The sequence below is a fragment of the Pseudomonas sp. I8001 genome (assembly GCF_013385345.1).
In the GTDB taxonomy this organism is placed as follows: domain Bacteria; phylum Pseudomonadota; class Gammaproteobacteria; order Pseudomonadales; family Pseudomonadaceae; genus Aquipseudomonas.
Genome location: NZ_JACAQC010000024.1, coordinates 75,467 through 100,485 on the forward strand (window position 1 = coordinate 75,467; position 25,019 = coordinate 100,485).

Consider the following 25,019-nt stretch of genomic DNA (forward strand, 5'->3'; position numbering starts at 1 on the left):
CACGCTGGCCGAACGCAGGCTTCGGAACCCCGCAATAAGTTATCCGGCTATTGTTACTTCACCTACCCTCCACACACCGAGCATTTATCAATAAGCACACTTGATATTGCAACTTCCCCCAACCTTCTATCTGAACAAACTCTGAACCAGTAACAATTTAAGTCATTAAACGTTGACATCCGGCAACTGCCTGAGTAAATTCCCCGTGCCTGCAACTCAGGGCCATTTTTCAACCTCACAAAAGAAGCCAATGGACACAGTATCTAGTCGTTGTCCGATCACCGTGAATGCGGCGAATCGGGCGCCAAACCCAGAAAAAATGACGGGACTCGCCTTTCCGGCCGAGTAAGCTGCGCTAGAGCCTGACGCTCCAACGTAACTGCCTCACCGGATGCCAGTCCGGTCCCGAGGTGTGTTATGACCTTTCAACTGATTGTTTTACCTGATCTGCGTACGCTGGCTAACGCCCTGCGTGCCAAATTGTGCCGCGAGCCCGTAGGCTTTTCCCCTACCCGCAGCACCTTTGTGACCTCATCCCCCCGCGTGTGCCCGACTCCCCGGGCACACTGGCGTATCTGCCCCACCACCGGCCACCTGGTCCAGCAATGGGATCACGCCGACCCTCAAGACCCACAGAGACGGGACGTTTCCAGCCTGGTCGCGCAAGCGAGCCTGATGCTGAGCCTCTACGTGGACGCTCGCGCGGCATAAGCCAGCTGGAAACAGCAACTTCCTGATTATCCGTTACTTGATTAGCTGGAGTTCTCTATGGACGAAGCCAGTAGTAGCCCGCTGCGCGTTAGTTAACTAACGCGCTGTTAGCGGGCCTGTAGAAAGTTACCCAACACTTTATTTAAACCGATCGCGAAGTCAGCGACTCGGCATGCTTTCGCTCGCCTGTCATCAGGTAAGTACCGGGTATGTTTTGTCGAAAAATTGGCGACAGGAGTACACACAATGAGCGCAGTAAAAAACCCGAAACTGCACAAGAAAAACGGCACGGATACCGACACCAAGCTGTCGATGCGTGCCGCCCGCGAAGCCCAGAACGGCCTCTCGGCAACCCTCGCCAATGTCCGGGCAACCAAGGATGGCCTGACCGAACTGGATGCCTCTGCTCGCCTGCAACGTGAAGGCTACAACGAGGTGGCCCACGACAAGCCGCCTCACGCCATCGTGCAATTCCTCCAGGCCCTGAACAACCCGTTCATCTATGTGCTGCTGACCCTCGGCGCCATCAGTTTCTTCACTGACTACTGGCTGCCACTGCAGGCCGGTGAAGAAGCCGACCTGACCAAGGTCATCATTATCATGACCATGGTCATGCTCAGCAGCCTGCTGCGCTTCTGGCAGGAGCATCGTTCGGCCAAGTCCGCCGAGGCCTTGAAGGCCATGGTGCGTACCACCGCCACGGTGTTGCGCCGCGAGCAAGTGGGCTCCAAGCCGACCCTGCGGGAAGTGCCGATGCGCGACCTGGTGGCCGGCGATATCGTGCAACTGTCTGCCGGCGACATGATCCCGGCCGACATCCGCCTGATCGAGTCCCGCGACCTGTTCATCAGCCAGGCCGTGCTGACCGGCGAAGCCTTGCCGGTAGAGAAGTACGACACCCTCGGGGATGTGACGCAAAAATCCGCCACGTCCACGGCGGCCGACCAGGGCAACCTGCTGGACCTGCCGAACATCTGTTTCATGGGCACCAACGTGGTCAGCGGCCGGGCGAAAGCCGTGGTGGTTGCCACCGGCCCGCGTACCTACTTTGGCTCGTTGGCCAAGGCGATTGTCGGCTCCCGAGTGCAAACCGCATTTGACCGCGGGGTGAACAGCGTCAGCTGGCTGTTGATCCGCTTCATGCTGGTAATGACGCCGATCGTGTTCTTCCTCAACGGCTTCTCCAAGGGTGACTGGAGCGACGCGTTGCTGTTCGCCCTGGCAGTGGCGGTAGGCCTCACCCCGGAAATGCTGCCGATGATCGTCAGCGCCAACCTGGCCAAGGGTGCAACCGCCATGGCCAAGCGCAAGGTGGTGGTCAAGCGCCTCAACGCGATCCAGAACTTCGGTTCGATGGACGTGCTGTGCACCGACAAGACCGGCACCCTGACCCAGGACAAGATCATCCTCGAGCACCACGTCAACGCCTTTGGCAACCGTGATGATTCAGTGCTGACCCTCGCCTGGCTCAACAGCCATCACCAGAGCGGCATGAAGAACCTGATGGACCAGGCGGTCGTACAGTTCTCCGAGCAGAATCCGAAGTTCCAGGTGCCGTTTGCCTACAGCAAGGTGGATGAGTTGCCGTTCGACTTTATTCGCCGTCGCCTGTCGATCGTGGTCAAGGACGCGCAAAACGATCACCTGCTGGTGTGCAAGGGTGCGGTCGAGGAGATGCTGAGCATTTCCACCCACGTGATGGAAGGCGACGTGGCCGTCGAGCTGGATGATCGTCGTCGCAACGAGTTGCTGGCGATTGCCCAGGACTACAACGAAGACGGCTTCCGGGTGCTGGTGCTGGCCACCCGCAACATTCCCCAGGCACTCGCCCGCAAGCAGTACACCACGGCCGATGAGCGCAACCTGGTGATCCGTGGTTTCCTGACCTTCCTTGATCCACCAAAGGAAACCGCTGGCCCGGCGATCGCTGCCCTGCGCGAAATTGGCGTGGCGGTCAAAGTGCTCACCGGCGACAACGCCATCGTCACCAGCAAGATCTGCCGCCAGGTAGGCCTTGAGCCAGGCGTACCGTTGCTGGGGACGGAAATCGAAGCGATGGACGACGCCACCCTCAAGCTGCGGGTCGAGGAGCGCACGGTGTTCGCCAAGCTGACGCCGCTGCAGAAGTCGCGGGTGCTCAAGACCTTGCAGTCCAACGGCCACACCGTGGGCTTCCTCGGCGACGGCATCAACGACGCTCCGGCCTTGCGGGATGCCGACGTGGGCATCTCGGTGGACAGCGCGACGGACATTGCCAAGGAATCCGCCGACATCATCCTGCTGGAAAAGAGCCTGATGGTGCTGGAAGAAGGCGTGCTGAAAGGCCGCGAGACCTTCGGCAATATCATGAAGTACCTGAACATGACCGCCAGTTCCAACTTCGGCAACGTGTTCTCGGTGCTGGTGGCCAGTGCGTTCATCCCGTTCCTGCCGATGCTGTCGATCCACCTGCTGCTGCAGAACCTGATGTACGACATCTCCCAGCTGGCCTTGCCGTGGGACAAGATGGACAAGGAATACCTGGCCAAGCCACGCAAGTGGGACGCGAAAAACATTGGCCGCTTCATGATCTGGATCGGGCCGACCTCGTCGATCTTCGACATGACCACCTTTGCCCTGATGTGGTACGTGTTCTCGGCCAACAGCGTGGAAATGCAGACCCTGTTCCAGTCCGGCTGGTTCATCGAGGGGCTGCTCTCGCAAACCCTGGTGGTGCACATGCTGCGCACCCGCAAGATCCCGTTCTTCCAGAGCAACGCCGCATGGCCGGTGATGATGATGACCTGCATCGTGATCGGGCTGGGCATCTACGTACCGTTCTCGCCGCTGGGCGCGATGGTTGGCCTGGAGCCGCTGCCACTTGCGTACTTCCCATGGCTGGTGGGCACCCTGGTCGCCTACTGCTGCGTGGCACAACTGATGAAAACCCTCTACATCCGCCGCTTCAAGCAGTGGTACTGATCAACCGCCCCTGAAAGCGCTGGCTATCGGTAGATAGCCAGTGCACGCGGAGACAGACAATGAACACACTTATGAGCTACCTCGACAACGCTGCTCGCGCGCTGCTGGTGTTCGGCCTCGCCCAGGCGGCCAAGGCGGTGATGGTGCTGGGCGTACGGCTGTACGCGCGCAACGTGCTCAGCGCCGTGGAAATGCGCTTCATGCTGGGTTTTTCCAGCAGCTTGAACAGCACCTGTATCCGCTTGCTGCGCCCGCGTCGATAAATGGCAATACGCACTACAAGGAAAGATCACCATGCGCGTCTTGATCTGTGCAGGTCGTCATTACGCCGATACAAAAATGTCCCGCCAGGTGCTGGACGCCTACCACCGCCTGCGCCCGGTGCAGGTGTTGATCCACGGTGGCAGCCAGTTCCTGGGCAGCGACGTGGAAGACTGGGCCCGGGAAACCGGAGTGGATGTGGTGCGTTACCCACCCAACTGGCAACGCCATGGCAAGCAGGCCGAACGCCATCGCAACCAGTTCATGCTCACCGACAGCCGGCCCGACGTGATCATCGCGCTGCCCGGTGGCGACGACACCTCGGAACTGGTGAGCCAGGCCAGGGCCAGTGGCATCCATGTGCTGACTGTAGACAGCTGAATCAACCCTTATTGGAGTATCCAGGCATGAACGAAGAACCCCGTTGTAGCGGTACCCCGTTGCACACTTTTTTCTATTTGAAACACGGCGCGTCCCTGCCAAGTCCGGTCGGGGCGCGCCACCGGCTGTTGATCGAGGTTCACCATGTACAAGAAACACACCCCTGACGGTTTCGCCAAATACCGCAACCGCACCACCCACGTTACCTTCCATCCCCTGCCCGCCTCCAAGCTTCGGGCAGTGCGGCGCAACCTGATTTTCGTCGGCGTGACCGCGGGCATCGTGCTGGTGCTCAGCCTGATGTCGAATGCCCATGCGGCAGGCGGCTCCTACGTGGTCGACGACGGCGCAATCAACGCCCCAGGCGAATGCAATGTCGACGCCTGGTTCACCGCCAACCGGCACGCGGGCTCAACCCACAGTGAAACCCTGGCGCCGGCCTGCACCTCCGCTGCCATTCCTTGGTTGCAGTGGACTGCCGCCGTGTCCCGGGCCAACCATGATGGCGACGGCGAAACCCAAGTGAATCCGCAGCTCAAGGCGCAGTTGTGGGCCCGGGAAGACCTGGGCCTGGAACTGGCCGCGTCTGCCGGCGTACATTACGCGCTGAACCGCCAGCACTCGTTTGATGGCGCGGACTTGAATGTGCCGTTTACCTGGCAGCCCATGGAGGCCCTGCGGCTTAACTTCAACGCCGGCTGGAGCCACGCTTATAACGACGGCGACCAGACCCATCGGCCGACCTGGGGCACCGGGTTTGAATACAGCCTGATGGACTCACTGACACTGATCGCCGAACGCTACGGCCAGCAAGGCGGCGACCAGGCGTGGCAAGCCGGGCCGAGGATGCATATCGGCAAGAATGTGGACGTGGACCTGGTGGTAGGACGCAGTTTGATCGGGGATCAGCATCAATGGCTCACGACGGGGGCCACACTGCGGTTCTAACCCGCAGACGATGATCCCTGTGGCGAGGGAGCTTGCTGTGGCGAGGGAGCTTGCTCCCGCTGGGCTGCGTAGCGGCGCCGGAATCTTTGGGAGCGCTTCGCACTCCAGCGGGAGCAAGCTCCCTCGCCACAGCAAGCTCCCTCGCCACAGGTTTGGTATGACCGTAAATAGCGATTTAAACCTGCCCCTTGGCCTGCTGCTCCAGGTGCACCTGCAACGCAGGATCAATCTTCAACTGCGCCGCCAGCTCATCCAGATAATTGCGCTCCGCGTCCCGCTGGTCATCCACCAGCAGCACACTGACCAGGTACACCTCCGACGCCACCGCCGGGTCGCCGGCAAACTCGGCAAAATCCGCCGCATTCAACGGTTTGGCCACCTCGGCATCCAGCCACGCCTGCAATTGCGGGTCATCGGTGTGCTTGCCGATCTCGGCCGAGATCATCTGCTGCTCCCGCTCATCAATCTCGCCATCCGCCTTGGCTGCCGCGATCAATGCACGCAGCACGGCGTGGCTGTGTTCTTCGACCTGCGCGCCAGACAACTGGTCAACCGTCTGCAACGCCTGCTGCGGCGCCGACGCCTGTTGCCGCTGCCAGGCCTGATACGCCTGGAACGCCATCATCCCCAACGACGCCAGCGCCGCGTAGTTGGTGCCGCCGGTGCGCCCCTGAGGCGCCGCACGGGTTCCGCCGAGCATGCCGCCCAGGCCACCGAGCAAGCCACCAAGGCCGCCACCGCCGGAAGCCGAAGCAGCGCTGCCGCCCAGCAAACCGCCAAGCAAGCCGCCCAAACCACCGAGCCCGCCCTGAGACCCGGGTGCAGCGCCGCCCTGCTGGCTGGACGAGGCCTGGCCCGCCCGCAACAATTGTTCCAGTAGATCGCCGGTATTCATGGTGTCACCCTCCCAGGGCGCAGAGTTCCAGATCAACAACAATAGCTGCGCTGCGCGAGAACACCATGACCGCCCGGCAGGCTCGCATTATCATGGCGACGCGCCCCCCATCGAGGAACCTCACGTGACCCGTACCGAGCAGATTGCCTTGATGGCGACCTATAACCAGTGGATGAACCGCAAGGTGTATGAAGCGGCCCACGGCCTGAGCGACGAAGACTTGATTGCCGACCGTGGCGCGTTCTTCGGATCGATCCTTGGCACGCTGAACCACCTCGCCCTGGGTGATCGCGTCTGGCTCAAGCGTTTCGCCGAGCATCCGGCAGGCTTTGCCGCGCTGGTACCGTTAGACGCGTTGGGGTTGCCGCCACGTCTGAATCAACTGGCCTTCGCCGATATCCGTGAACTGTCGGCCCATCGCGCCTGGCTCGACCAGCTCATCATCGACTGGGTGCAATCCATCAGCGAGCCGGACCTGGATCAGCCCCTGCAGTACCACAACATGGCGGGCACGCCCATGAACAAGAATTTTCATGCCCTGCTCGTGCACTTCTTCAATCACCAGACCCACCACCGGGGCCAGGTGACAACGCTGCTGACCCAGGCCGGGCGCGACGTGGGCGACACCGACCTGCTGGCGCTGATGGACTAGTTCAACCGCCGCTGTACTCGGCGTACGCCTGTATCAGCGCGGGGAAACTCTCCCTCTCCGGGAGCTGCGCAAAGCTGTGCTGTGCCGGGGTAGTCGCCCACGGCAGCTTTTCACTGGTCCAGGTTTCAATGAATGGCACATAACCGCTGGCGTCATCCAGCATGGTGGGACGCAGGTTGATCAGATCTTCCACGCCATTGGGGCGGGAAAACATCCAACTCATGCAGTGGGGGCAGCAGTAGTGGCGGTCTACGCCATGCAACCCGCCGATCACCGGGTTGCCCTGGGTGATGGTGAATCCGTGGCTGGGGATCAGCGCGCTCAGCGAGAACGCGCTGGATGACATCTTCTGGCACCCGGTGCAGTGGCACGCCATGGTGATCAATGGTTTTTCGGTCACGGTAAAACGCACCCGGTCACAACGGCAGCCGCCTTCCTGGGACTCTTGATTGCTCATCTTCCACTCCAGTCACATTGTGTGTGTGACCGGAGGATAAACGAGCGGGTGCGTCGCGAACAGCGATGCCGGTTTCGTTACGGCACAAAGAAGTCCGTCGAAAATGCCAGGTCCTTTTGCGCTTCCAGTGCTGCCAGACGGTCGCTGAGCTGCTTGTGCATCACGGTGTAGGCGTCTGGCCCCAAGGCAATGCGCTTGGGCGCAGGGTGCTGGTCGACGCTGGCAAGCATGATCGCAACCATCTTGGCCGGGTCACCCGACGACACCGTCGTGCCGCCTTCGATCATCCGCCGTGCGTGGCTGGAAGGAGAACGGTCGTAGTCTTCCAGGCGTGGCGCCAGTTGCGCGCTGCGGTAGCGAAAACCGGTGCGGGCGCTACCGGGTTCGATGAGGGTGCAGCCGATGTTGAAACAAGCCACTTCCTCGCCCAAGGCGTCGACAAAGCCTTCAATTCCCCACTTGCTCGCATGGTACAGCGAACCACCCGGGAAAACGGCCTGCCCGCCCATGGTGGACAGTTGCAGGATCCGCCCGCCACCCTGGGCCCTGAGGTGGGGCAGCGCGGCGCGCAACAATTGAATGGAACCCAGCAGGTTGGTACCCAATTGATGCTCGATCTGCTGATCGGTCATCTCTTCTGCGGCGCCGAAAAGGCCGTAGCCTGCGTTACTGACCACCACCTCAATGGACCCCAGCGCCTTGAATGCCTGATCGACCACCCGGCGAATCGCCGGGGTATCAGTCAGATCCAACTCGGCCAGCCACAGCCTTTCGCCATGAAGCGCTCGCAGGTCCGCCATGCTCGCCAAATCCCGGACCGTGCCCGCAACGCGCTCCCCCCGTGCCAATAATTGCTCGGTCATCTCGCGTCCGAAGCCACTGTTGGCTCCGGTGATCAACCAAGTGCGTGATGTCATGATCAAACCCTCTGTAGTGACGTTGGAGACCCCAGCATATCCATCCGACCTAGACGATGAATGCGCTAGACTCCAATTTTTATAAGCAATCGTCTAAATCATGACTGATCCATTTTCCGAGTTGCTCACCTTCATGCAAGCCCGCTCCGTGATGTCCGGCGGCCTGGTGGCGGGCGGACGCTGGGCGATCGCCTTTCCACCGGCTACCCAATTGAAGTTCTGGGGCGTGTTGCGAGGGACGTGCTGGCTGAAGATCAAAGGCGAAAGCACGCCCATTGCGGTAAACGAAGGCGATGTGTTTCTACTGTCGGCCGAAAGGCCCCATGTCATGGCCAGTGACCTGAGTGCAACACCGGTGGATTTGCAACAGATCCTCGACAAGCGAGTGGGTGCCCTGGCGTATCACGGCGATGGGGATGAGTTCTTCATGATTGGCGGCAAGGTGGAACTCAGCCCTGACTCCGAACACCTGCTACGTGCAGCACTGGCGCCCTTCATCCACTTGAATGCCAGGACCCATGCGCTCGAAACACTGCATTGGTTGCTCAATCAACTGGTGCGTGAACGGGAGCATGATCGTCCGGGTGCAGCAGTGGCCTCATCGCAACTGGCGCACCTGATGTTCATCGAAATTCTGCGTTTGCATTTCGAAACCGCACCGCCGCTGTCCGGCAGTTGGCTGCGCGCCATGACCGACAAACGCCTGGCGCCGGCGCTGCGCCTTATCCATGGCGAGCCGGGCGAAACCAGGCCGTTGGAGGTACTGGCCAAGGCGTGTGCAATGTCGCGAGCCAGCTTTGCGGCCTACTTCAAGGACGTCGCCGGGGTCTCGCCGATGGCCTACCTCACCCAGTGGCGCATGCGTCTGGCAGCGCGGGCGCTGGCTGAGGGCAAACGCTCGTTGATCGAGCTCGCGCTCTCGCTGGGCTACAACTCCCAGAGCGCATTCAGCCATGCCTTCAAACGTGAGATCGGCCGCTCGCCGTTGCATTACCAGCAGGCGCTACGGGTGTCGACGGAGGCGCAATACCCTCAAACGAACGCATGGGGCAGCGAACTGTCATAAAAGACAGAGCGGTGAACATCAGCCAATGGCTGCCCCGCCCTGCCCGCGCGCATCAGCAGATTACCGATGCGACGCATCCCCCAAGAAGGAGACGCTTACATGGTCATTCACTTCAAGGTCGCCGGGCATCTTGCCTGCGGTCATCACGGCAACAACCTCCCTTCCAGCACCGAGCTGAATCGGGTCAAGTGCCGTACCTGCCGTAACACCGAAGTCTTCAAGGAAGCCCGCCGCACCCAACGCAACGCCGCTCGGCGTGCCGCGCGCAAGTCCAAAACCGCCCATGCCGCCGGTGACTGGCGCAGTGCCTGGACCCAGCGCCTGACCGACCTGCCAGGCCGTCAGCGCCTGCCACGCGGGTTCCACGGCCAGCCATTCGTTTAAGTTACGCAGCCGGGGCACGACGGTAAGCGGCCAACAGCACGCCCATCGTCATCAACAACCCACCCGCCCCGCGATTGAAATGCTGCAAATGTGCGGGCCGCAAGCGACTGAGCAAGCGTGCCCCGCATACCGCGTAGAACATCATGATGCTGACATTGAGCACGCACAGCGCCAGCAACAGGCACGCGTACTGCGGCAGTTGCGCCTGGGTGCTGTCGACGAATTGCGGCAGGAATGCCGACATGAACAACAACGCCTTGGGATTGGAAATCGCCACCAGGAAACTGCGGGTGAAAATACTCGCCGAGCGGGTGCCGCCGTCCTCACCTTCGCCCACCGATGGCAACGCCGCCTGGGGTGATCGCAACATCTGCCAGCCGATCCAGATGAGGTACGCCGAACCGATCCATTTCAGCGCCTGAAACAACCCTTCGCTGGCCGCGAGCAGCAATCCCAGGCCACACGCCACCGCCGTCACCAGCAAAGCGTCGGCCAACACCGCCCCGGCCATGCCCCAGAACGCCGCCTGCAAACCATGACGCGAACCATTTTGCAGGGCCAACAGAACCGTCGGGCCAGGTATCGCGATAATCGCGGCGCTCATCATGACGAACAGAAATAAGGTTGCCAGGGACATGACAGGTTCCTACGGGCTGATCAGCTGCGAATCATCCCACCATATCCTCTGTGTGGCGAGGGAGCTTGCTCCCGTTGGGCTGCGTAGCGGCCCCAAAATCCTGGGAGCGCTTCGCACTCCAGCGGGAGCAAGCTCCCTCGCCACCGGTCATGTGTTGCTCAATTGGGTGCCAATAAAAAGCCCCGGATTGACCGAGGCTGTTGAGGGCTCATGCATCATTGGCGACCGGCCTCGACCGTGCCTTGTAACCCGGTAGCGCCGCGGCATACGCCAGCGCCTGCTCACGGGAACCGAAGGATGCCAGGCGATCAGCCTTGGTACAGACGCGCCACGGGCCGCTGTTGACCTGCACGATGTCATAACCGTTGAGATGCAGCTTGTTCAGCATGGGAGTGCTCATAGTCACCTCTCTCTCCAGAGATAATCCAGGTGTTTGCCCGGTCTACCATACACCCGCTGACGACGAGGCAGCCTACCGGACGTCGAGTCAGCGGTAGGCTGGCAACCCCCATCGCGCGAGGTCAAACGCCTCCAGGCTCAGCAGTCTTCCATCCGCATGCAGGAACTTCTCCTGCGGCATCGCCGGGTCCGGGATGGCCACGGCGTACATCCCGGCCGCCTTGGCCGCAGTGATACCGAATGGGGAATCCTCGAACACCAGGCATTCAGCGGGCGTCACTCCCAGTCGCTGGGCGGCCACCAGGAAGATATCCGGCGCCGGCTTGGCAGCGCCTACCTGAGGGTCATCGGCGGTGACGATGGCATCGAACAAGCAGAACCAGTCGCGGTGCAAGGTGGTTTTCAGTTCGAAATAGTGCCGCGACGAACTGGTACCCACCGCAATCGGCACACCGTGGGCCGACAAATGCCGCACCAGCGCCTGGGCCCCGGCCATGGCCGCCGCCTGGGGAAACCGCGCATTCATCAATGGTGTGCGTTCCTGCAAGAACGCCTCGGGGCTCATCGGCAAGCCCACGGCCTGCACGATATAGCTGGCCAGTTCATAAGCCCCCAGGCCGATGGTGTTCTGCTTCATGCTCCAGTCAAAGGTGCGGCCGTAGCGGTCGGCAATCAGTTGGGTGACTTCGGTGTAGATGCCTTCGGTGTCGAGCAGCAGGCCGTCCATGTCGAAGATCACGGCCTTGATCGGCGCGGGTAGCGGTGCATTCATCACGGTGTCCTCAGGTGCGCCCGGCGTAATGGTCGATCAAGCGGTTGAGCAAAATCGCCAGCACGATGATCACCCCGGTGATCGCCATCTGGTAGAACGAGCCCAGCCCCAGCAGGTTGAAGATATTGCGCAACACCTGCAGCAGCATCACCGCCACCGCCGTCCCTACCACGCTGCCGCGCCCGCCGAACAGGCTGGTGCCACCCAGCACCACGGCGGCAATTGCATCCAGTTCCAGGCCCTGGGCTGCGGTCGGTTGGCCGACGTGCAGGCGTGAGGTCATCAACAAGCCGGCGAATGCTGCCAGGCCGCCGCAGATGGCGAACACCGCAATCGTCACCGCCCGCACCGGCACGCCGGACAGCCGCGCAGCCTCCAGGTTGCCGCCGGTGGCCAGCACATACTCGCCAAACACCGTGTAGCGCAGCACCAGCCAGGCGATGACGGTGATCAGGATAAAGATCAGCCCCAGCACCGGAAACGCAATGCCAGCGCTGGGCCAGATGTCGATCATGGCCGAGCCGAACGAGGTGAAGCTGGCCGGCAATCCGCCAATCGGCGCACCGTCGGATGCCAGGAAGGTGGCCCCGCGCAGCGACACCAGCCCGGCCAGGGTGATGATAAAACTCGGCACCTTGCCAAACACCGTGAGGCTGCCCATCAAGGTGCCGATGGCCAGTCCCACCAGCAACGTGGCCGGCACCGCCAGCCAGCCGCTGACCTGCTGCTGCAGGAGCACCGCCACCAGGATCCCGCCGAAGGCACACAGGCTGCCCACCGACAGGTCGATATTGGCCGTAAGGATAACGAAGGTCATGCCGATGGCGATAATCCCGACAATCGCCCCCTGCTGGAAGAGGTTGGCGATGTTGCCGAAGGTCAGGAAGTCGTCCGACAGGAACGTCGCCACCACCACCGCAAACAGGAAAATGAACACAAAGTTGTAGCGCATCACCCACTCCAGCACCGCACTGCGACGGCGGCTGGTGAGGGTGACGGGCTTATCGAAAACCGGGCTTGGGTTGCTTGCAATAGTCATGGTTCTACACTCGTTCTACCGATAAGGATGGCCTGGTCGATCTGGTCGCGACTGGCAGTCAAGGGGTCGAAACACAGCGCGTTGCGCCCCTCATGCATCACCCAGATGCGGTCGCAATTGACGTACAACTCGTCCAGCTCGCTGCTGGCGACCAGCACCGCCGCCCCTTCCTGCGCCAGGCTGCGGGCCAGGGCATAGAGGTCGGCCTTGGCGCCGACATCCAGGCCACGACTGGGCTCGTCCAGCAGCAACAGGCGCGCGCCGTCGATCACCCACTTGGCCATGACCACCTTCTGTTGATTGCCGCCGGAGAGCTGGCGTACCGGTTGCTCAAGGTTGTCGAGCTTGGTCTGCAAGCGCTGCAGCACCGGGCCGGCGCGGTCCTTGGCCTGGCGATGGGAAAACCAGTTCAAGTGCCGGGTGTGCACCAGGCAGGCATTGCGGTAGATGGGCGCATCCAGCAGCAGGCCTTCGGTCTTGCGGTTTTCCGGCACCAACCCGACGCCCTGGCGGATCGCCTGGCGCGAGGTTTGCGGCTGATAAGGCTGGCCAAACAGTTCAACATCGCTGTCGTTGCGCCCCACGCCAAACAAGGCTTTGAGCAACGTGCTGCGCCCTGCCCCGTTAAGCCCGGCAAGCCCGACAATTTCGCCCTGGCGCACTTCCAGCCCCTGCACGTCCAGGCCCTGCTCGCCTTGCAGCCGGCGAATATTCAGCGCCAGGTTGTCCCGCGGCGCCTGACGCGGGCTGCGTTCCAGCAGGTCGCGGTGCTCGCCGACCACGGCGGCGATCAGCGCCTGGTCGTCGATCTGCGCCAGCTCGTGGGTTTGCAGGGTTCGCCCGGCACGCAGCACCGTGACCCGGTCGCCGATCTCGCGAATTTCATTCAAGCGGTGGCTGACATACAGCACCGCCACACCCGCCGCAGTGATCTCGCGAATCACCTGGAACACCCGCTTGAGTTCGGTCTCGTTCAGCGCCGCCGAAGGCTCATCCATCACCACCAGCCGGGCCTCACAGGTCAGTGCCCGGGCGATGGCCGCCAATTGCTGGTTGGCAATCGACAGGCTGCCCACCCGGTCGGAACTCGAGAAGTTGGCCCCGACCCGCAACAGTGCGGCCTTGGCCAACGCACTGCGCTTGCCCCGGGAAATAATCCCGAAGCGCTGGGGCGCATAGCCGAGCATCAGGTTCTCTTCGACGGTCATCTGCGGGATCAGGTCGAGCTCCTGATAGATCATCGCGATCCCGGCCTGGCGCGCCTGTTGCGGATTCTTCAGTTCCACCCGCCGGCCCGCCACCGACATCTCGCCGCCATCCGGGCGATGGGCGCCGGCGACGATTTTCAACAGGGTACTTTTGCCCGCGCCATTGGCACCCAGCAGGCAATGCACCTCACCGGGCCGAACGTCGAGGGAGGCATCGGTCAGCGCCACCACATTGGGCGGAAAACGCTTGCTGACATGACGGATATCCAGGGCCAACTCACTCATGATCCTGCTCCAGCAAATAGCGGGCGGTGGCCGCGTCGGTGGCCAGCACATTGACATAGCCGGCCTTGACGCTGGCGTGGACGATGCGGTGCTTCTGCGCGCCGACGCACACGGCAATGGACCAGGCCTTGTCGCGCAAGGCGGCCAACGGCAGGCCCAGGGTGCGGGCGTCGAGTTCGGGCATCACCGGTTCACCGTCCATGCCGATAAAGCGGCCCATGATGTCGCCGACGGCGCCCAGGCGTTCCAGCTCTTCGAGCAATGGCCGGTCGATGTAACCCGACTCCATCAACACCGAATGATCAGACAACTCCCCCAGGCTGAAACACGCCACCGGCGCCTGTTGCCCGAGGCGCAATACCTGGGCGATCACCGGGTCCTGCTCCAGCGCCTCGCGGGTATGCACATGCCCGAGAATCGCCGGCACCGGCAGCAACGTGGCCTGGCCACGGGCAGCCTGGGCGAAGCGCTCGGCGACGTTATGGCTGGACTCGCCCATCGAACGGGTATTGATCGCGCCGTTCAGCAGCACCACGTTGACCCCCTCGTTCCAGCGCGGCACCAGCCACTGGGCCATTTTGGTCAGGGTGCGGCCCCACGACACGCCGATCAGCGCCGGCATCGGCTGCAAGTTGCACAGGTAACGGGCGGCGGCCTGGGTCACCACGTTCAGCGCGGTGTCGGCATCTTCCACATCCAGCACCAATGCTTCACGCAGGCCGAAACGCCGTTGCAAGGCCACTTCCAGCTGCGGCAAGCGCGCCGAGCGAGCGACGATATCGATGCGCACCACCCCGCAATCCCGCGCCTCGCGCAGCAAGCGGCTGACTTGCCAGCGGGTCAGGCCGGTCTCCCGGGAGATATCGCTTTGGGTCTTTTCCAGGTCGTAATACAGCTTGGCCACCTGGACCATCAAGTCATCACGCTGGGAATCGGCCGACAACCGCGTGGCAAACGTTTCTTCAGGATGGGCGCTCATGCTGCCGGCCTTACGCCGAGCGTGCGGTTCGCCGGTGGCTTGCAACTGATGGGCGCGACGCTGTCGGTGGCGGCGCGATAGCGGCCCAACAGCTCGATGTATTGCTCGTGGGCGTAAGGGTCGGGCTCGATCAGCCGGCCGATGGTGGTGAAGTCGGTAGCGGCTTCCTGCAAGGTGCCGAACTCGCCGAGGGCGCAGGCGGCAGCGGCGGCGGTGCCGATCAGGGTGAGGTTGTCGTGGGGCACCATTTCGAACGGCACACCGGTGGCATCCACCGTGGCCTGCAACCACAACGGGTTCTTCTGGAAACCACCGGCGGCGACCACCCGGGTGATCTCGATGCCCTCGGAGCGCCAGGTGTGAAAGATGTTCGCCGAGCCCAGGGCAATCGCTTCCACCGAGGCGCGGTACAGGTCATGCCGGTCATGGTTCAGCGACAGGCCCATGATCGCGCCGCGCATGTCCGGTGAGCGGTACGGTGTGCGGTTGCCCATCCAGTAATCGAGCACCAGCAAGCCGGTGGAGCCGGGCTGCAGTTCTGCGGCCTGGCGGATCAGGCGCTGGTGCCCGGCATCGTCGAGGCCGAACATCTTTTGCGCCAGCCAGTTGAGGATCGAACCCGCGGAGACTTGCCCGCCTTCCATCAACCATTGGCCGTCGAGCAAGGCGCCGGGGTACGGGCCCCAGATGCCCGGTACGTCGATGCGTTGCGGGGTGTGCATCAGTTGCACCACCGAGGTACCGCCGATAAACAACAGCTCGCCGGCGCCAGTGGTGCCAGCACTGAGCATTGCCATGTGGGCGTCGATTCCGCCCTGGGCCACCAGGGTGTCGCGGCTCAGGCCCAGATGATTGGCGGCATCGGCGCTCAATGGGCCGATCCGGCCACCGACCTTGATCACTTCCTGAGGGAGTTTTTGCGCCAGTTCAGGCACGCCCAGTTCGGCGTACAACTCCACCGGAAAACGCTGCTGCAGGGTGTCGTAATTCCACTTGCAACTGGCATTCAATTGGGAGGCGACCCAGCGCCCGGTCAACTGAAAGTTGATCCAGTCCACGGCCTCGCAAATACGCTCGGCGCGCTGGTAAACCTGAGGCTCGTGCTCGGCCAGCCACATGGCCTTGGGCACCAGCCATTCCACCGCGTCACCGCCCTGGTTCATCATCGGGTGGCTGACGTGGGCGGTGCGCGCCGACTCGGCAGCGGCGCGGCAATCCATCCATAACAACGCCGGGGCCAGGGGTTGGCCGTCCGCCTGGGCAACCACCACGGTGGAGGCTGTGGTGGCGACGCACACCGCCGCCACCTGCGGGTGCCCGGCCTGGGCCATCAACTGCCGGCAGGCCTTGCCCAGCGCCGACCACCAGTCCGCCGGCGCCTGCTCGGCCCAACCCAACTGCGGGTATTGCGTGGCATACGGCGCCTCGGCGACGTGTACCAGTTTGTGGCTGTGCAGGTCATACAAACCGGCCCGCACCCCACCTGTTCCGAAATCCAGTCCCAACAACAAGGTCATCGGTAGTTCTCCTGCGTCTTGTAACAACGCTTTTTGTTTTAAGCCCGGCAACGCACAGCGTCGTCGGGCTTGGCGACACACAGCTGACGCGGCTCAGGGACGGAAAATTACCTTGGCCGCGACTTCGCTGCGATCGGCATAGCGCTTGAACATCGCCGGCAATTCATCCAGCGGCAAGTCGTGGGTAATCATGAACTGCCACTGCAATTCACCGGAAGCCAGCTTGTCGATGGAGGCCGTCCACTCATCGCCCGGGAACGGTGCCGAGAACGAGTTCCAGGCGCCGTGCAGGGAGATTTCCTGGCGCAGGAAGTGCGAGAACGTCGCAGTGCTGAGGGCCACGTCACTGGTGGGAATGCCGATAAACACCACATGCCCGCCAGCCTTGGTCAGTTGCACGGCCTGGTTGATCGAGCTGGGATGGCCTGCCGCTTCAATCACCAGTTGGCAACGGGGCAACTCGGCATCCGCCGCGCCGCTGAGCAGGGTGTGGGTGGCGCCGGCTTCGCGGGCCATGGCGAGTTTCTCTTCGGCGATGTCGATGGCGACGATGTCCTTGGCCCCCATGATCCGCAGCCACTGGATCGCAAACAGGCCGATCGGCCCGCAACCTACCACCGCACCGCTCTGCCCGGCCTTGAAGTCGGCTTTCCAGATCGCATGCAGGGCAATCGCCGCCGGGTCCACCAGGGACGCGGCAATCGGGTCCATGCCTTGGGGCACCTTGATCAGGTTGCTCAGGGGCACATTGACGTACTCGGCATACGCGCCGTCGCGGCGGCTGCCGAAGTAATCGTAGCGCTCCGAGCGGGACGGAAAGCCTCGGGCATATTGGTCGCTGCTGACGTCCGGGATCATCGGCGGCACTGTCACCAATTCGCCGATGGCATAGCCGTCGACACCGCTGCCGATCTCTTCGATAAAGCCTGCGAATTCATGGCCGCAAATCAGCGGCATCACATGGGCGCCCTTGCTCAGCATGCGCGGGATATCCGAGCCGCACACGCCGCAGGCGGCGACCCGAACCAGCGCGTGGCCGGCCTTGACCGCAGGTTTTGGAACATCTTCGACCCGGATATCGCCCGGTTGGTACATGACGGCAGCTTTCACAGTGAATTCCTCTGTTGAGTGACGAGTGCGTTCGACCAGGCACCTCCCGCAAGAGGTGCCCGCAAAAATCCATAGCGTGGCGGCGCAGATCCGTCAGAGCGCGCCGGGGCGGTATTCGCCGAAGGTAGAGTCATGCTTGACCTCGGCCACGTTGGCCTTGGTCACCACCTGGGTGCCGGCGTCGACAAAGTTCGGCACCGACTTGCCGGCCGCCAGGGCCCGCGCCGCCTCGATGGCGACCTCGCCCAGGTAGCGTGGGTCGTTGAGGGCGGTGGCCACGTATTGATCGCCGCTCTGGATGGCATTCAAGGCCTCGGACAAGCCGTCGATCCCGGCCACGAGGACGTCTTTCTTGCCACTTTCGGTGAGCACTTGCAGCGCGCCCATGGCCATGTCGTCGTTATGCGCGATCACCGCCTTGAGGTCCGGGTGCGCTTGCAGCAAATCCTGCATTGCCGTGACTGCGTTGGCGCGCATGTACTCGCTGTAGGGCCCGTCGATGATCTTGAAGTCGGTGCCGGCCAAAGCGGTGTGGAAACCCTTGCGGCGTTCTTTCATCACCGTACCGCCGGCGTCGCCCTGAATCTCGATGATCTTGCCCTTGGTCACGCCGCGCTGCTTGAGCGCGGCGAGCAGCGCCTTGCCGGACAGCTCGCCCATCTCGGCATTGTTACGGCCAATGGTGGTGGCGACCGGGGCATTGATTGCGCGGTCGACGGCAATCACCGGCACCTTGGCGCGTTTGGCGGCGTCGAGGGCCGCGCCCACGGCGTCGGGGTTCACGGCATTGATGATGAGGATGTCGACCTTACGGGTCAGCAGGTCCTGGATATCGTTGTTCTGCTTGCTGATATCGCCGTTGGCGTCGAGGAAGATCAGCTCGTCGCCGCCCTTGGCCGCTGCAGCCTTGGCGCCGTCGCGCAGTTGTACGTAGAAGGGAGATTGCAGGGTGACCTGGCTGAAACCGATCTTCAGATCCTTGGCCTGGGCGTTCAGCGCCAGCGCCGAGGCCGCGACAGCCAGTGCAAGGGCCAGCACATGAACAGGTTTACGGGCTATCTGGAGCATGGTGATTCCTATTTTTATTGTTGTCAGGATTCGGGCACGGCCTTCAGGGAGGCCGTGCTCACAAATGTGAACCGCGATCACATTTGAAAAACTATGCCTTGCTCCCGAGAGTGTCAAGGCCAATTTGTTAAATTCCGAACAAATGAAATAAAAATCACAATGCTGTTTGAGTCAGATCAGCAGGATCGCCCCGCTGTCCCTGATCACCTGCTGCTGTGCCGCCTCGAGCCCGGGGTCGCTGATCACCCGCTGGAAGTCCGACAGCTCGGCAAAGTGTGCCGCACGTACTTCGTCGAACTTGCTGTGGTCGGCCACCAGCACGCAGGTCTGCGCCCGCGCCATGACCCGGCGCTTGACCTCCACTTCGTTGAGGTTGTAGCAGGTCACACCGTGGGCGGCGCTGACGCCGGCCGCGGAAATGAACGCCCACGCCACACGGATGCTATCCAGGATGCCCGCCTCGGCATGGCTCTCGAAGACCATGTTGCGCCGATGAAAGGTGCCACCGCAGAGGATGATGGTGCAGTGGGGCTTTTGCTGGAGCTTGAGCAATACGTTGAGGGAATTGCACAGCGCGGTGAACTCCAGGTCATCCGGCAACGCCTCGATAATGAACGGCGTGGTGGTGCCGCAATCGATAAACACCGTGTCGCCGGGGCGCACCAGGCTGGCGGCCAGCACGCCGATCTGACGCTTCTCGGCGACGTGGCGCTGGTCCTGTTCGGCGACCTGGTAATCGGGCTCCGGCGGCCCGCTGCGGGTTACGTGCCCGCCCAACAGGCGCAGGCCCTGGGGGCTGTCTGCCAGGTCGCGGCGCAGGGTCATTTCCGATACGCCCAGCAATGCGGCCATGTCACGCAAGTGAATCGCCGACTCGCCCTGCAAGGCCTTTTGCATGGCCCGAAATCTTTCGCTTTTCTTTGAATCCACTGCGTTCCAACCCTCGTTGAATGCGAGCCCTTGATCAGGGCAGTCACAAATTCCATTTACAATGTTATTTATTTCACATTTAATGCATCCAACTTAACACAAACCGCCTTTTCCCAGCACCTCATCCTTACAGGACACTTGCCATGCCGACTGATCCGTTGCCGCTCGCGGCCTATATCGACCACACCCTGCTGGCCGCCGATGCTTCCCAGGCGAGCATTCGCCAACTGTGCGCCGAGGCCCGCGAGCATGGCTTCAAGTCCGTGTGCGTCAACAGCGCCAACGTGCCGCTGGCCGCCGACTGCCTGCGCGACGCCGCGCCGTTGGTCTGTGCCGTCGTCGGCTTCCCCCTGGGTGCGGGCTTGAGTGCGGCCAAGGCTTATGAGGCAAAGCTTGCGATCGAGGCCGGTGCAGGCGAGATCGACATGGTGCTGAACATCGGCTGGCTGAAGGATGGCCTGCTGGACCAGGTACGCGACGATATTGCCCAGGTGCTGGCGGCCTGCGGCGCGGTACCGCTGAAAGTCATCCTCGAGACCGGCCTGCTCGATGACCAGCAGAAAACCCATGCCTGCAGCCTGTGCCGCGAGCTGAACGTGGCGTTCGTCAAGACCTCCACCGGTTTCGGCCATGGCGGCGCGACATTGGCGGATGTGCGCCTGATGCGCGGCGTGGTGGGGGCGCAGATAGGCGTGAAAGCGTCGGGCGGCGTGCGCGACCTGGCGACGGCCCAGGCGATGATCGAAGCCGGTGCTACGCGCCTGGGCAGCAGCTCCGGGATCGCCATCGTCAGCGGCGCAAAGGCGGCCGCGGGCGCCTACTGAGTTGAGTGCAGCGCTGGCGCCCTTTCACAACCCTTTCACAGTCGGGCGCCTATGGTCATCTCAGCTCCTGGTGAAAACCTTTAAGCCCGCGCTCCCCATCGCGGGCTTTTCTTTGCCCGGAATTTATCCGCAGGTCATCTACAGCCGGCGTGGCGGTGAGCCGGCGCAGGCCACGCCCTCCAGGCAGAATACAAACGGGGCTACCACTTGAATTTCGCCTTTGAGCAGCATTGAGGGTGGAGGCGCAGGCACTGGCGACGCCGCCGGAACGAATCTCTCCACGGCGCTGACGAACAGATCCGAACCTGTATGGCTGATGACTTTGTGGCGTATCAGGTTGCCTTTGGCGTCGACCACGAATTCAACCCTGACCAAGCCGGTCAATCCTTGCAGGCGAGCTTCTTCGGGGTACGACTTGAAGTGATTGAGGTGAGTGAGCAACTGGTATTCCCATAAGCGTTGTTCTGCCAGTTGTTCCCGGGTGGGGCCGCTCGTGCAGGCACAAAGCAGTAAGACAAGTGCGATCCAGCTGTATTTCATAAACGCAGTTCCGTTGACGTTTGGTGTGCAAGGTGAGGCTAATCAAGGCTCGGTGCGTCAGCGTGTTATCCAGGTCGAACAGAATGGCCCGTGGGTACACGAATGCTTCTTGTGGAAAACCAAATCTGCCTCTCAGGCGGTGGTACTGACGATGGAACCGGTACCGCTTCCACCGTCGGAAGTCAGTGCCTGCAACAACGCCGAAGACGCAGACTGCAATGCAGCTGCCGTTGCGGCAATCTGCGCCTGGGCGGCAGCCACGGCGGCCGCTTTGGCGTCTGCGCTTTGATTGCTGGCCTGGGCCTTTTGCATGTTTTGCTGCTGCTCTTGAAGCTGCTTTTGCAACTCCGCAATCTGCTTTTTCAGCGCCTTGACGGTGTCGGACTCCTGCGACGTGGATGCCGCCTGGCCGCCACCTGCAGCGGGCGCACTTTTGGCACCCGTGTCCGGGTTGAGACTCAAGGTTCCAGAGTCTTCGGTCTTGGAGCTATCGCTGACGCTGGCCGGACTTGGGTTGGCGGGTACTGAAGCGAGACTGCTGACGTTCGTGATCATGTCAAATATCCAATTCCGGTATCGATGTTAATTGATCGGCGCTTAAGCTGATTACTTTAACCCGTTATCGACCCTACCGAACCTGGCGACAACAGCGGACCAATTCAGCGGCAAGGTCTCGAAAAGACGTTGACCAGGCTTCCATCCGGATCACGCAGCAATACCGAAGTGTTGCCCCATGGCATGACCGTCACCGGCATCACCACATCAGCCCGACCGATACGCAGCAGGACGGCCTCCACATCGTCCACTTGAAACTCCAGGATCGCCGAACGGTTGCTGGCGGCGACTGCCAGTCCATCGTTGTGAAGGCGGACCAGGCGTTCATCGGCTATGGCCAGGACGACGCCGTCGAGGTGAATTTCAGCGAACCCGTCAGCCAGGTGCCTTGGCTCGACAGTCGAGAGGTTGTGATAGAACTGAACGAGCCGTTTAAAGTGGTTGGTAACGAGACGAACAGACGAGAATTTCATCATTTGACCTGACAGGAGTGAGAGAACTCACCTTAATTCAAGCCCGCGTCAGTTCCTGACAGTAGCGTTGTTATCGGCGTTCCAAACGACAGCCTGTGCCACCACCACGTACTCGCCATTGAAGGTTGCCGCTGGCGAGCCGTAAAGCTGGTAACCCAGCGCAAGCGCTTCAGAGACCCGGTGACAGAAGGATGCATCGTCCTTGCCTGTCAGGATCCGATAGGTAGGTAGGCCTTCAGGAGGGGAATTCTGCATGGAAGCACCTGCTGGAACAGTTAAGGAAAGCCACTTGGCGATCGGGTGACGCCGGCTTGTGCCCGATGATATCAGTCAATGATCACGTCGCGACCCTCGGCCTTCAAACGCGCGAGGTTGTCCTTCATCTGCTGCAACCGTTCAGGCGGATGCCCGTGCCATTTCGTGACCTCCGCCACGACGCGCAAAGGGTCAGTGGAGCGATAGGAAAGCGTTGGATTGCCGGGAAACTTCTTATCCGTCACGTTGGGGTCATCCATGATTGCCCCCGTTGGCTCCACAACATAAATCCGTTCCCGCCCACTGCCGAGCGCCAGCTCAGCCCCCCAGATGGCGGCATCCAGCGTGCCCGCAAAGTAAACCCAGGACAGTGCTTTACCTTCTGTAAAGTTGGACGGGTAGCCGACGCGGATCAGATCGCCGGGCTCCAGGTCGGCCCGGGTGCCGTGAAAGAACTGACGGATGAACATGCCAGCGGTATTTGACATGAGCTCGTTGCTCCGTGGATGAATGTTATGTTTGGATGCGAATGCCCCCATCGGCTGGGTTCCTCTATACCACCGCACCTCAGGAAACCGTTGTGACGAATCTGACCATACGACGCGCCAGTATCGACGACTTGCCTTTCATTGTTTTGCTGCTGGCAAATGACTCCCTGGGGGCTGTTCGAGAAGATAGCAGTCTTCCGCTTCAGCGTTCCTACACACGAGCGTTTGAGGCCATCGACGCAGACCCGAACCAGTTTCTTGCCGTCGCTGTGGCTGATGAAGAGGTGGTCGGTACTCTCCAACTTTCTTTCATTCCGAATATTTCTCATCGGGGCGCATGGCGAGCTCAAATCGAAGCCGTCCGCGTGCACGAGCGAATGCGTGGGAGCGGATTGGGCCGGCAATTCTTCGAATGGTCGTTTGAGCAAGCACGTCAGCGCCACTGCCAACTGATCCAGCTTACCTGTGATCGTACGCGGCCAGATGCTCATAGGTTTTATGAGTCCCTGGGGTTCTTGCCAACCCACACAGGCTTCAAGATGAAGCTGTGACCATTTGAGGCGAGCTGGCCCGGCGTTTGATTGCCGGGCCAGAGGGCGGAGTCAAAGCAATACAGTAGCAAGCATGCCCAAGGCGCCGAGGACAAACCCGATCAGTGCGCCACGCCCTGGTGCTTCATGGAACAGCGCCCAGACCACCACGGGCTCAAGCAGCAACAGGGAGGTGACTGAGACCACGGTGACGACCCAGATATCACCGACCGCCACGTACCCCAGCCAATACGCACCCAACAGGCAAAGCCCGGCAAAACACATCAGCACAACGGGAAGGACGAACGCCTCCCATGAACCATGCCCTGTCTGGGCAAGCCTGGCGGTTACCACCTCGCTGTAGATTGCACAAAACTCCCCCACCACCATCAACCCTAGAGCAGAAACTCCGAGTAGTTCTTTGGACATATCAAAAACTCCTTCGTATTCAACGCAATATTTTTCAGCTCCCAGCGAGCAATGCCGCTGCCCAGGAGCGTGATGCAGTGATACGAAGCAGCCTTGAACAGGCCTGAATTACCGAAGTGCTTTTCCATGCTCATGTCCTTCAAAGGGTGAGTCTCAGCGCCCGGAAAAGGGCGCTCGCTGCGATCATACGTTCCGACAGCCCGCCTGAACAACCTGCTCCCTCTCGGTCTGCCGCGGAGTGCTTCTGCAGGATCAGTGAGCGTTGAACCAGTCGGGGGCACAACCGGAAAATGACACCAATGGTCGTTTCAAAAACAGGTTCCGGTCGTAATGTCAGTGAGCAAAAGCAGGCTTGCTGTAGTCGAAAAGAGGCTTTGCGACTAAACCGGTATAGGGGACATCGCCAAATGAGCAAGGGTATGCCCCCTACCCCCACGGTGGCCGAACACCCGGCGCACCCGGCACATTGAAGGACCGACGCCATGCAGAACCTCAAGATCGCGACATTCAATGTCAACGGCATAAAGACGCGACTGCCCAACCTTCTGCAGTGGCTGGAAAAGGAGCGCCCGGACATCGTCTGCCTGCAGGAACTGAAGGCGCAAGACAACGCGTTCCCCGCTGGAGAACTTGAGGCGGCGGGCTATGGCTCATTGCACCATGGCCAGGCATCCTGGAACGGAGTGGCAATTCTCGCGCGGGATTCCGAACCCCTTTTGATCCATAAGGGCCTGCCGGGAGCCAAGGACGACTCGCAGTCTCGATACCTGGAAGCGGCTGTCCATGGCGTGATTGTCGGATGCCTGTACCTGCCCAACGGCAACCCTCAACCCGGGCCAAAATTTGATTACAAGCTCGCGTGGTTCGAGCACCTGATCTCCCACGCTGCAACACTGCAGGCCAGCGAACATCCGGTGGTCCTGGCCGGTGACTACAACGTGGTGCCCACCGACCTGGACATCTACAACACCCGCTCATGGCTCAAGGATGCCCTCCTCCAGCCAGAAAGCCGTGAGTGCTTTCAAAGGCTGCTTTCCCAGGGCTGGATCGACTCGCTGAGGCACCTGTACCCGGAAGAGCGGGTGTACACGTTTTGGGATTATTTCCGTCAGCATTGGCAGAAGAATTCCGGGCTGCGCATCGACCATCTGCTGCTCAACCCGGTACTCGCGCCGTACCTGAAAAACGTCGGCGTAGATGCATGGGTACGGGGTGAAGAGCATGCCAGTGATCATGCGCCGACGTGGATCGAGATCTCATCACGGCAAACCCGGTCAAGAAAGAAGCCAAAACGCAGTTGATCACAAGCCACGACGCTGACTACCGGCACGCGTGCCGGTCCCCGACT

General features: G+C 61.5%; 31 protein-coding genes. 11 read left to right on the top strand and 20 right to left on the bottom strand.

Annotated elements, in window-relative coordinates:
- The first annotated feature begins 417 nt into the window (after positions 1 to 417).
- The 5 genes from HX839_RS16900 to HX839_RS16920 all read left to right on the top strand — a co-directional run bounded on the left by HX839_RS16900 (position 418) and on the right by HX839_RS16920 (position 5,262).
- Entirely contained in the window at positions 418 to 711 is a 294-nt protein-coding gene (locus HX839_RS16900) for a hypothetical protein (RefSeq protein ID WP_003219143.1), read from the top strand.
- 246 nt (positions 712 to 957) lie between these two features.
- Positions 958 to 3,672 (top strand): magnesium-translocating P-type ATPase, encoded by a 2,715-nt coding sequence (mgtA, locus tag HX839_RS16905; RefSeq protein WP_023658814.1) that lies wholly within the window; start codon positions 958 to 960, stop codon positions 3,670 to 3,672.
- 59 nt (positions 3,673 to 3,731) lie between these two features.
- Positions 3,732 to 3,935, top strand: a complete 204-nt coding sequence (locus HX839_RS16910) for a hypothetical protein (RefSeq protein WP_256343952.1) — start codon at positions 3,732 to 3,734, stop codon at positions 3,933 to 3,935.
- Between the two features lie 31 nt (positions 3,936 to 3,966).
- Positions 3,967 to 4,314 (top strand): DUF2493 domain-containing protein, encoded by a 348-nt coding sequence (locus HX839_RS16915; protein WP_003217865.1) that lies wholly within the window; start codon positions 3,967 to 3,969, stop codon positions 4,312 to 4,314.
- Positions 4,315 to 4,458: 144 nt separating this feature from the next.
- Positions 4,459 to 5,262 (top strand): hypothetical protein, encoded by an 804-nt coding sequence (locus HX839_RS16920; RefSeq protein ID WP_177067378.1) that lies wholly within the window; start codon positions 4,459 to 4,461, stop codon positions 5,260 to 5,262.
- A 175-nt stretch (positions 5,263 to 5,437) separates the two neighbouring features.
- Here HX839_RS16920 and HX839_RS16925 read toward each other — a convergent pair whose 3' ends face one another.
- The gene (locus tag HX839_RS16925; RefSeq protein WP_087693913.1) at positions 5,438 to 6,157 is read right to left on the bottom strand and encodes a tellurite resistance TerB family protein; all 720 of its coding nucleotides are present in this window, start codon (positions 6,155 to 6,157) and stop codon (positions 5,438 to 5,440) included.
- Between the two features lie 124 nt (positions 6,158 to 6,281).
- Between HX839_RS16925 and HX839_RS16930 the strand changes: the two genes are divergently transcribed.
- Complete coding sequence (locus HX839_RS16930; protein ID WP_087693914.1) at positions 6,282 to 6,809, top strand: DinB family protein; 528 nt, start codon at positions 6,282 to 6,284, stop codon at positions 6,807 to 6,809.
- 1 nt (position 6,810) lies between these two features.
- Here the strand turns inward: HX839_RS16930 and HX839_RS16935 are convergent, their stop codons facing one another.
- Positions 6,811 to 7,266: a GFA family protein gene (locus HX839_RS16935; RefSeq protein WP_102606044.1), complete on the bottom strand. Its 456-nt coding sequence runs from the start codon at positions 7,264 to 7,266 to the stop codon at positions 6,811 to 6,813.
- Between the two features lie 77 nt (positions 7,267 to 7,343).
- Entirely contained in the window at positions 7,344 to 8,183 is an 840-nt protein-coding gene (locus HX839_RS16940; protein WP_032899357.1) for an SDR family oxidoreductase, read from the bottom strand.
- A 100-nt stretch (positions 8,184 to 8,283) separates the two neighbouring features.
- On the opposite strand from HX839_RS16940, the gene HX839_RS16945 reads away from it, so the two are divergent.
- Both HX839_RS16945 and HX839_RS16950 read left to right on the top strand, forming a co-directional pair.
- The gene (locus HX839_RS16945) at positions 8,284 to 9,249 is read left to right on the top strand and encodes an AraC family transcriptional regulator (RefSeq protein ID WP_008435046.1); all 966 of its coding nucleotides are present in this window, start codon (positions 8,284 to 8,286) and stop codon (positions 9,247 to 9,249) included.
- A gap of 99 nt (positions 9,250 to 9,348) precedes the next feature.
- Positions 9,349 to 9,633: a hypothetical protein gene (locus tag HX839_RS16950; protein ID WP_003207761.1), complete on the top strand. Its 285-nt coding sequence runs from the start codon at positions 9,349 to 9,351 to the stop codon at positions 9,631 to 9,633.
- A 1-nt stretch (position 9,634) separates the two neighbouring features.
- Here the strand turns inward: HX839_RS16950 and HX839_RS16955 are convergent, their stop codons facing one another.
- The 10 genes from HX839_RS16955 to deoR form a co-directional block, all read right to left on the bottom strand.
- A complete protein-coding gene (locus tag HX839_RS16955) occupies positions 9,635 to 10,270 on the bottom strand; it encodes a LysE family translocator (protein WP_008435048.1) in 636 nt (211 codons plus the stop codon).
- 208 nt (positions 10,271 to 10,478) lie between these two features.
- Positions 10,479 to 10,670 (bottom strand): hypothetical protein, encoded by a 192-nt coding sequence (locus HX839_RS16960; RefSeq protein ID WP_023658809.1) that lies wholly within the window; start codon positions 10,668 to 10,670, stop codon positions 10,479 to 10,481.
- Between the two features lie 87 nt (positions 10,671 to 10,757).
- Positions 10,758 to 11,441: an HAD-IA family hydrolase gene (locus HX839_RS16965; protein WP_177054238.1), complete on the bottom strand. Its 684-nt coding sequence runs from the start codon at positions 11,439 to 11,441 to the stop codon at positions 10,758 to 10,760.
- A 10-nt stretch (positions 11,442 to 11,451) separates the two neighbouring features.
- Positions 11,452 to 12,480 carry an ABC transporter permease gene (locus HX839_RS16970; protein WP_003207754.1) on the bottom strand — a complete coding sequence of 343 codons (1,029 nt, stop codon included), beginning with the start codon at positions 12,478 to 12,480 and terminating at the stop codon, positions 11,452 to 11,454.
- On the bottom strand, positions 12,477 to 13,973 hold the full coding sequence (locus tag HX839_RS16975; protein WP_003207752.1) for a sugar ABC transporter ATP-binding protein: 1,497 nt from the start codon (positions 13,971 to 13,973) through the stop codon (positions 12,477 to 12,479). The genes HX839_RS16970 and HX839_RS16975 overlap by 4 nt, the downstream gene beginning before the upstream one ends.
- On the bottom strand, positions 13,966 to 14,952 hold the full coding sequence (locus HX839_RS16980) for a sugar-binding transcriptional regulator (protein ID WP_102606040.1): 987 nt from the start codon (positions 14,950 to 14,952) through the stop codon (positions 13,966 to 13,968). Before HX839_RS16980 ends, HX839_RS16975 begins: the two co-directional genes overlap by 8 nt.
- A complete protein-coding gene (locus HX839_RS16985) occupies positions 14,949 to 16,469 on the bottom strand; it encodes a ribulokinase (protein ID WP_087693921.1) in 1,521 nt (506 codons plus the stop codon). The genes HX839_RS16980 and HX839_RS16985 overlap by 4 nt, the downstream gene beginning before the upstream one ends.
- Positions 16,470 to 16,562: 93 nt before the next feature.
- Positions 16,563 to 17,579: a galactitol-1-phosphate 5-dehydrogenase gene (locus HX839_RS16990; protein WP_256579610.1), complete on the bottom strand. Its 1,017-nt coding sequence runs from the start codon at positions 17,577 to 17,579 to the stop codon at positions 16,563 to 16,565.
- A gap of 93 nt (positions 17,580 to 17,672) precedes the next feature.
- A complete protein-coding gene (locus HX839_RS16995; RefSeq protein WP_003207745.1) occupies positions 17,673 to 18,647 on the bottom strand; it encodes a substrate-binding domain-containing protein in 975 nt (324 codons plus the stop codon).
- A gap of 171 nt (positions 18,648 to 18,818) precedes the next feature.
- Positions 18,819 to 19,577, bottom strand: a complete 759-nt coding sequence (gene deoR / locus HX839_RS17000) for a DNA-binding transcriptional repressor DeoR (protein WP_177067379.1) — start codon at positions 19,575 to 19,577, stop codon at positions 18,819 to 18,821.
- A gap of 143 nt (positions 19,578 to 19,720) precedes the next feature.
- Here deoR and deoC point away from each other — a divergent pair, with 143 nt between their 5' ends.
- Entirely contained in the window at positions 19,721 to 20,401 is a 681-nt protein-coding gene (gene deoC / locus HX839_RS17005) for a deoxyribose-phosphate aldolase (protein WP_177067380.1), read from the top strand.
- 138 nt (positions 20,402 to 20,539) lie between these two features.
- On the opposite strand, the gene HX839_RS17010 is transcribed toward deoC, so the two are convergent.
- From HX839_RS17010 to arr, 5 genes are all read right to left on the bottom strand, one after another.
- Entirely contained in the window at positions 20,540 to 20,941 is a 402-nt protein-coding gene (locus HX839_RS17010; protein WP_003207740.1) for a TonB family protein, read from the bottom strand.
- A 132-nt stretch (positions 20,942 to 21,073) separates the two neighbouring features.
- Positions 21,074 to 21,496, bottom strand: a complete 423-nt coding sequence (locus HX839_RS17015; RefSeq protein ID WP_003207738.1) for a hypothetical protein — start codon at positions 21,494 to 21,496, stop codon at positions 21,074 to 21,076.
- 104 nt (positions 21,497 to 21,600) lie between these two features.
- Positions 21,601 to 21,969, bottom strand: a complete 369-nt coding sequence (locus tag HX839_RS17020) for a VOC family protein (RefSeq protein ID WP_177039932.1) — start codon at positions 21,967 to 21,969, stop codon at positions 21,601 to 21,603.
- Between the two features lie 48 nt (positions 21,970 to 22,017).
- Entirely contained in the window at positions 22,018 to 22,224 is a 207-nt protein-coding gene (locus HX839_RS17025; RefSeq protein ID WP_003207731.1) for a DUF1737 domain-containing protein, read from the bottom strand.
- Positions 22,225 to 22,295: 71 nt separating this feature from the next.
- Positions 22,296 to 22,712 carry an NAD(+)--rifampin ADP-ribosyltransferase gene (gene arr, locus HX839_RS17030; protein WP_023658807.1) on the bottom strand — a complete coding sequence of 139 codons (417 nt, stop codon included), beginning with the start codon at positions 22,710 to 22,712 and terminating at the stop codon, positions 22,296 to 22,298.
- Positions 22,713 to 22,804: 92 nt separating this feature from the next.
- On the opposite strand from arr, the gene HX839_RS17035 reads away from it, so the two are divergent.
- Positions 22,805 to 23,263 carry a GNAT family N-acetyltransferase gene (locus tag HX839_RS17035; protein WP_134326556.1) on the top strand — a complete coding sequence of 153 codons (459 nt, stop codon included), beginning with the start codon at positions 22,805 to 22,807 and terminating at the stop codon, positions 23,261 to 23,263.
- A 51-nt stretch (positions 23,264 to 23,314) separates the two neighbouring features.
- Here HX839_RS17035 and HX839_RS17040 read toward each other — a convergent pair whose 3' ends face one another.
- Together HX839_RS17040 and HX839_RS17045 are read right to left on the bottom strand one after the other, a co-directional pair.
- The gene (locus tag HX839_RS17040; RefSeq protein WP_032899360.1) at positions 23,315 to 23,632 is read right to left on the bottom strand and encodes a hypothetical protein; all 318 of its coding nucleotides are present in this window, start codon (positions 23,630 to 23,632) and stop codon (positions 23,315 to 23,317) included.
- 5 nt (positions 23,633 to 23,637) lie between these two features.
- A complete protein-coding gene (locus tag HX839_RS17045) occupies positions 23,638 to 23,799 on the bottom strand; it encodes a hypothetical protein (protein WP_023658806.1) in 162 nt (53 codons plus the stop codon).
- A 354-nt stretch (positions 23,800 to 24,153) separates the two neighbouring features.
- Between HX839_RS17045 and xth the strand changes: the two genes are divergently transcribed.
- Positions 24,154 to 24,972: an exodeoxyribonuclease III gene (gene xth / locus HX839_RS17050; RefSeq protein WP_102368989.1), complete on the top strand. Its 819-nt coding sequence runs from the start codon at positions 24,154 to 24,156 to the stop codon at positions 24,970 to 24,972.
- The last annotated feature ends 47 nt before the right edge of the window (positions 24,973 to 25,019 follow it).

Bases quoted from the DNA above. Each gene is read 5' to 3' on its own strand.
- HX839_RS16900 (WP_003219143.1), top strand. From the start codon at position 418: ATGACCTTTCAACTGATTGTTTTACCTGATCTGCGTACGCTGGCTAAC.
- mgtA (WP_023658814.1), top strand. From the start codon at position 958: ATGAGCGCAGTAAAAAACCCGAAACTGCACAAGAAAAACGGCACGGAT.
- HX839_RS16910 (WP_256343952.1), top strand. From the start codon at position 3,732: ATGAACACACTTATGAGCTACCTCGACAACGCTGCTCGCGCGCTGCTG.
- HX839_RS16915 (WP_003217865.1), top strand. From the start codon at position 3,967: ATGCGCGTCTTGATCTGTGCAGGTCGTCATTACGCCGATACAAAAATG.
- HX839_RS16920 (WP_177067378.1), top strand. From the start codon at position 4,459: ATGTACAAGAAACACACCCCTGACGGTTTCGCCAAATACCGCAACCGC.
- HX839_RS16925 (WP_087693913.1), bottom strand. From the start codon at position 6,157: ATGAATACCGGCGATCTACTGGAACAATTGTTGCGGGCGGGCCAGGCC.
- HX839_RS16935 (WP_102606044.1), bottom strand. From the start codon at position 7,266: ATGAGCAATCAAGAGTCCCAGGAAGGCGGCTGCCGTTGTGACCGGGTG.
- HX839_RS16940 (WP_032899357.1), bottom strand. From the start codon at position 8,183: ATGACATCACGCACTTGGTTGATCACCGGAGCCAACAGTGGCTTCGGA.
- HX839_RS16945 (WP_008435046.1), top strand. From the start codon at position 8,284: ATGACTGATCCATTTTCCGAGTTGCTCACCTTCATGCAAGCCCGCTCC.
- HX839_RS16950 (WP_003207761.1), top strand. From the start codon at position 9,349: ATGGTCATTCACTTCAAGGTCGCCGGGCATCTTGCCTGCGGTCATCAC.
- HX839_RS16955 (WP_008435048.1), bottom strand. From the start codon at position 10,270: ATGTCCCTGGCAACCTTATTTCTGTTCGTCATGATGAGCGCCGCGATT.
- HX839_RS16960 (WP_023658809.1), bottom strand. From the start codon at position 10,670: ATGAGCACTCCCATGCTGAACAAGCTGCATCTCAACGGTTATGACATC.
- HX839_RS16965 (WP_177054238.1), bottom strand. From the start codon at position 11,441: ATGAATGCACCGCTACCCGCGCCGATCAAGGCCGTGATCTTCGACATG.
- HX839_RS16970 (WP_003207754.1), bottom strand. From the start codon at position 12,480: ATGACTATTGCAAGCAACCCAAGCCCGGTTTTCGATAAGCCCGTCACC.
- HX839_RS16975 (WP_003207752.1), bottom strand. From the start codon at position 13,973: ATGAGTGAGTTGGCCCTGGATATCCGTCATGTCAGCAAGCGTTTTCCG.
- HX839_RS16980 (WP_102606040.1), bottom strand. From the start codon at position 14,952: ATGAGCGCCCATCCTGAAGAAACGTTTGCCACGCGGTTGTCGGCCGAT.
- HX839_RS16985 (WP_087693921.1), bottom strand. From the start codon at position 16,469: ATGACCTTGTTGTTGGGACTGGATTTCGGAACAGGTGGGGTGCGGGCC.
- HX839_RS16995 (WP_003207745.1), bottom strand. From the start codon at position 18,647: ATGCTCCAGATAGCCCGTAAACCTGTTCATGTGCTGGCCCTTGCACTG.
- deoC (WP_177067380.1), top strand. From the start codon at position 19,721: ATGCCGACTGATCCGTTGCCGCTCGCGGCCTATATCGACCACACCCTG.
- HX839_RS17010 (WP_003207740.1), bottom strand. From the start codon at position 20,941: ATGAAATACAGCTGGATCGCACTTGTCTTACTGCTTTGTGCCTGCACG.
- HX839_RS17015 (WP_003207738.1), bottom strand. From the start codon at position 21,496: ATGATCACGAACGTCAGCAGTCTCGCTTCAGTACCCGCCAACCCAAGT.
- HX839_RS17020 (WP_177039932.1), bottom strand. From the start codon at position 21,969: ATGAAATTCTCGTCTGTTCGTCTCGTTACCAACCACTTTAAACGGCTC.
- HX839_RS17025 (WP_003207731.1), bottom strand. From the start codon at position 22,224: ATGCAGAATTCCCCTCCTGAAGGCCTACCTACCTATCGGATCCTGACA.
- arr (WP_023658807.1), bottom strand. From the start codon at position 22,712: ATGTCAAATACCGCTGGCATGTTCATCCGTCAGTTCTTTCACGGCACC.
- HX839_RS17040 (WP_032899360.1), bottom strand. From the start codon at position 23,632: ATGGTGGTGGGGGAGTTTTGTGCAATCTACAGCGAGGTGGTAACCGCC.
- HX839_RS17045 (WP_023658806.1), bottom strand. From the start codon at position 23,799: ATGGAAAAGCACTTCGGTAATTCAGGCCTGTTCAAGGCTGCTTCGTAT.
- xth (WP_102368989.1), top strand. From the start codon at position 24,154: ATGCAGAACCTCAAGATCGCGACATTCAATGTCAACGGCATAAAGACG.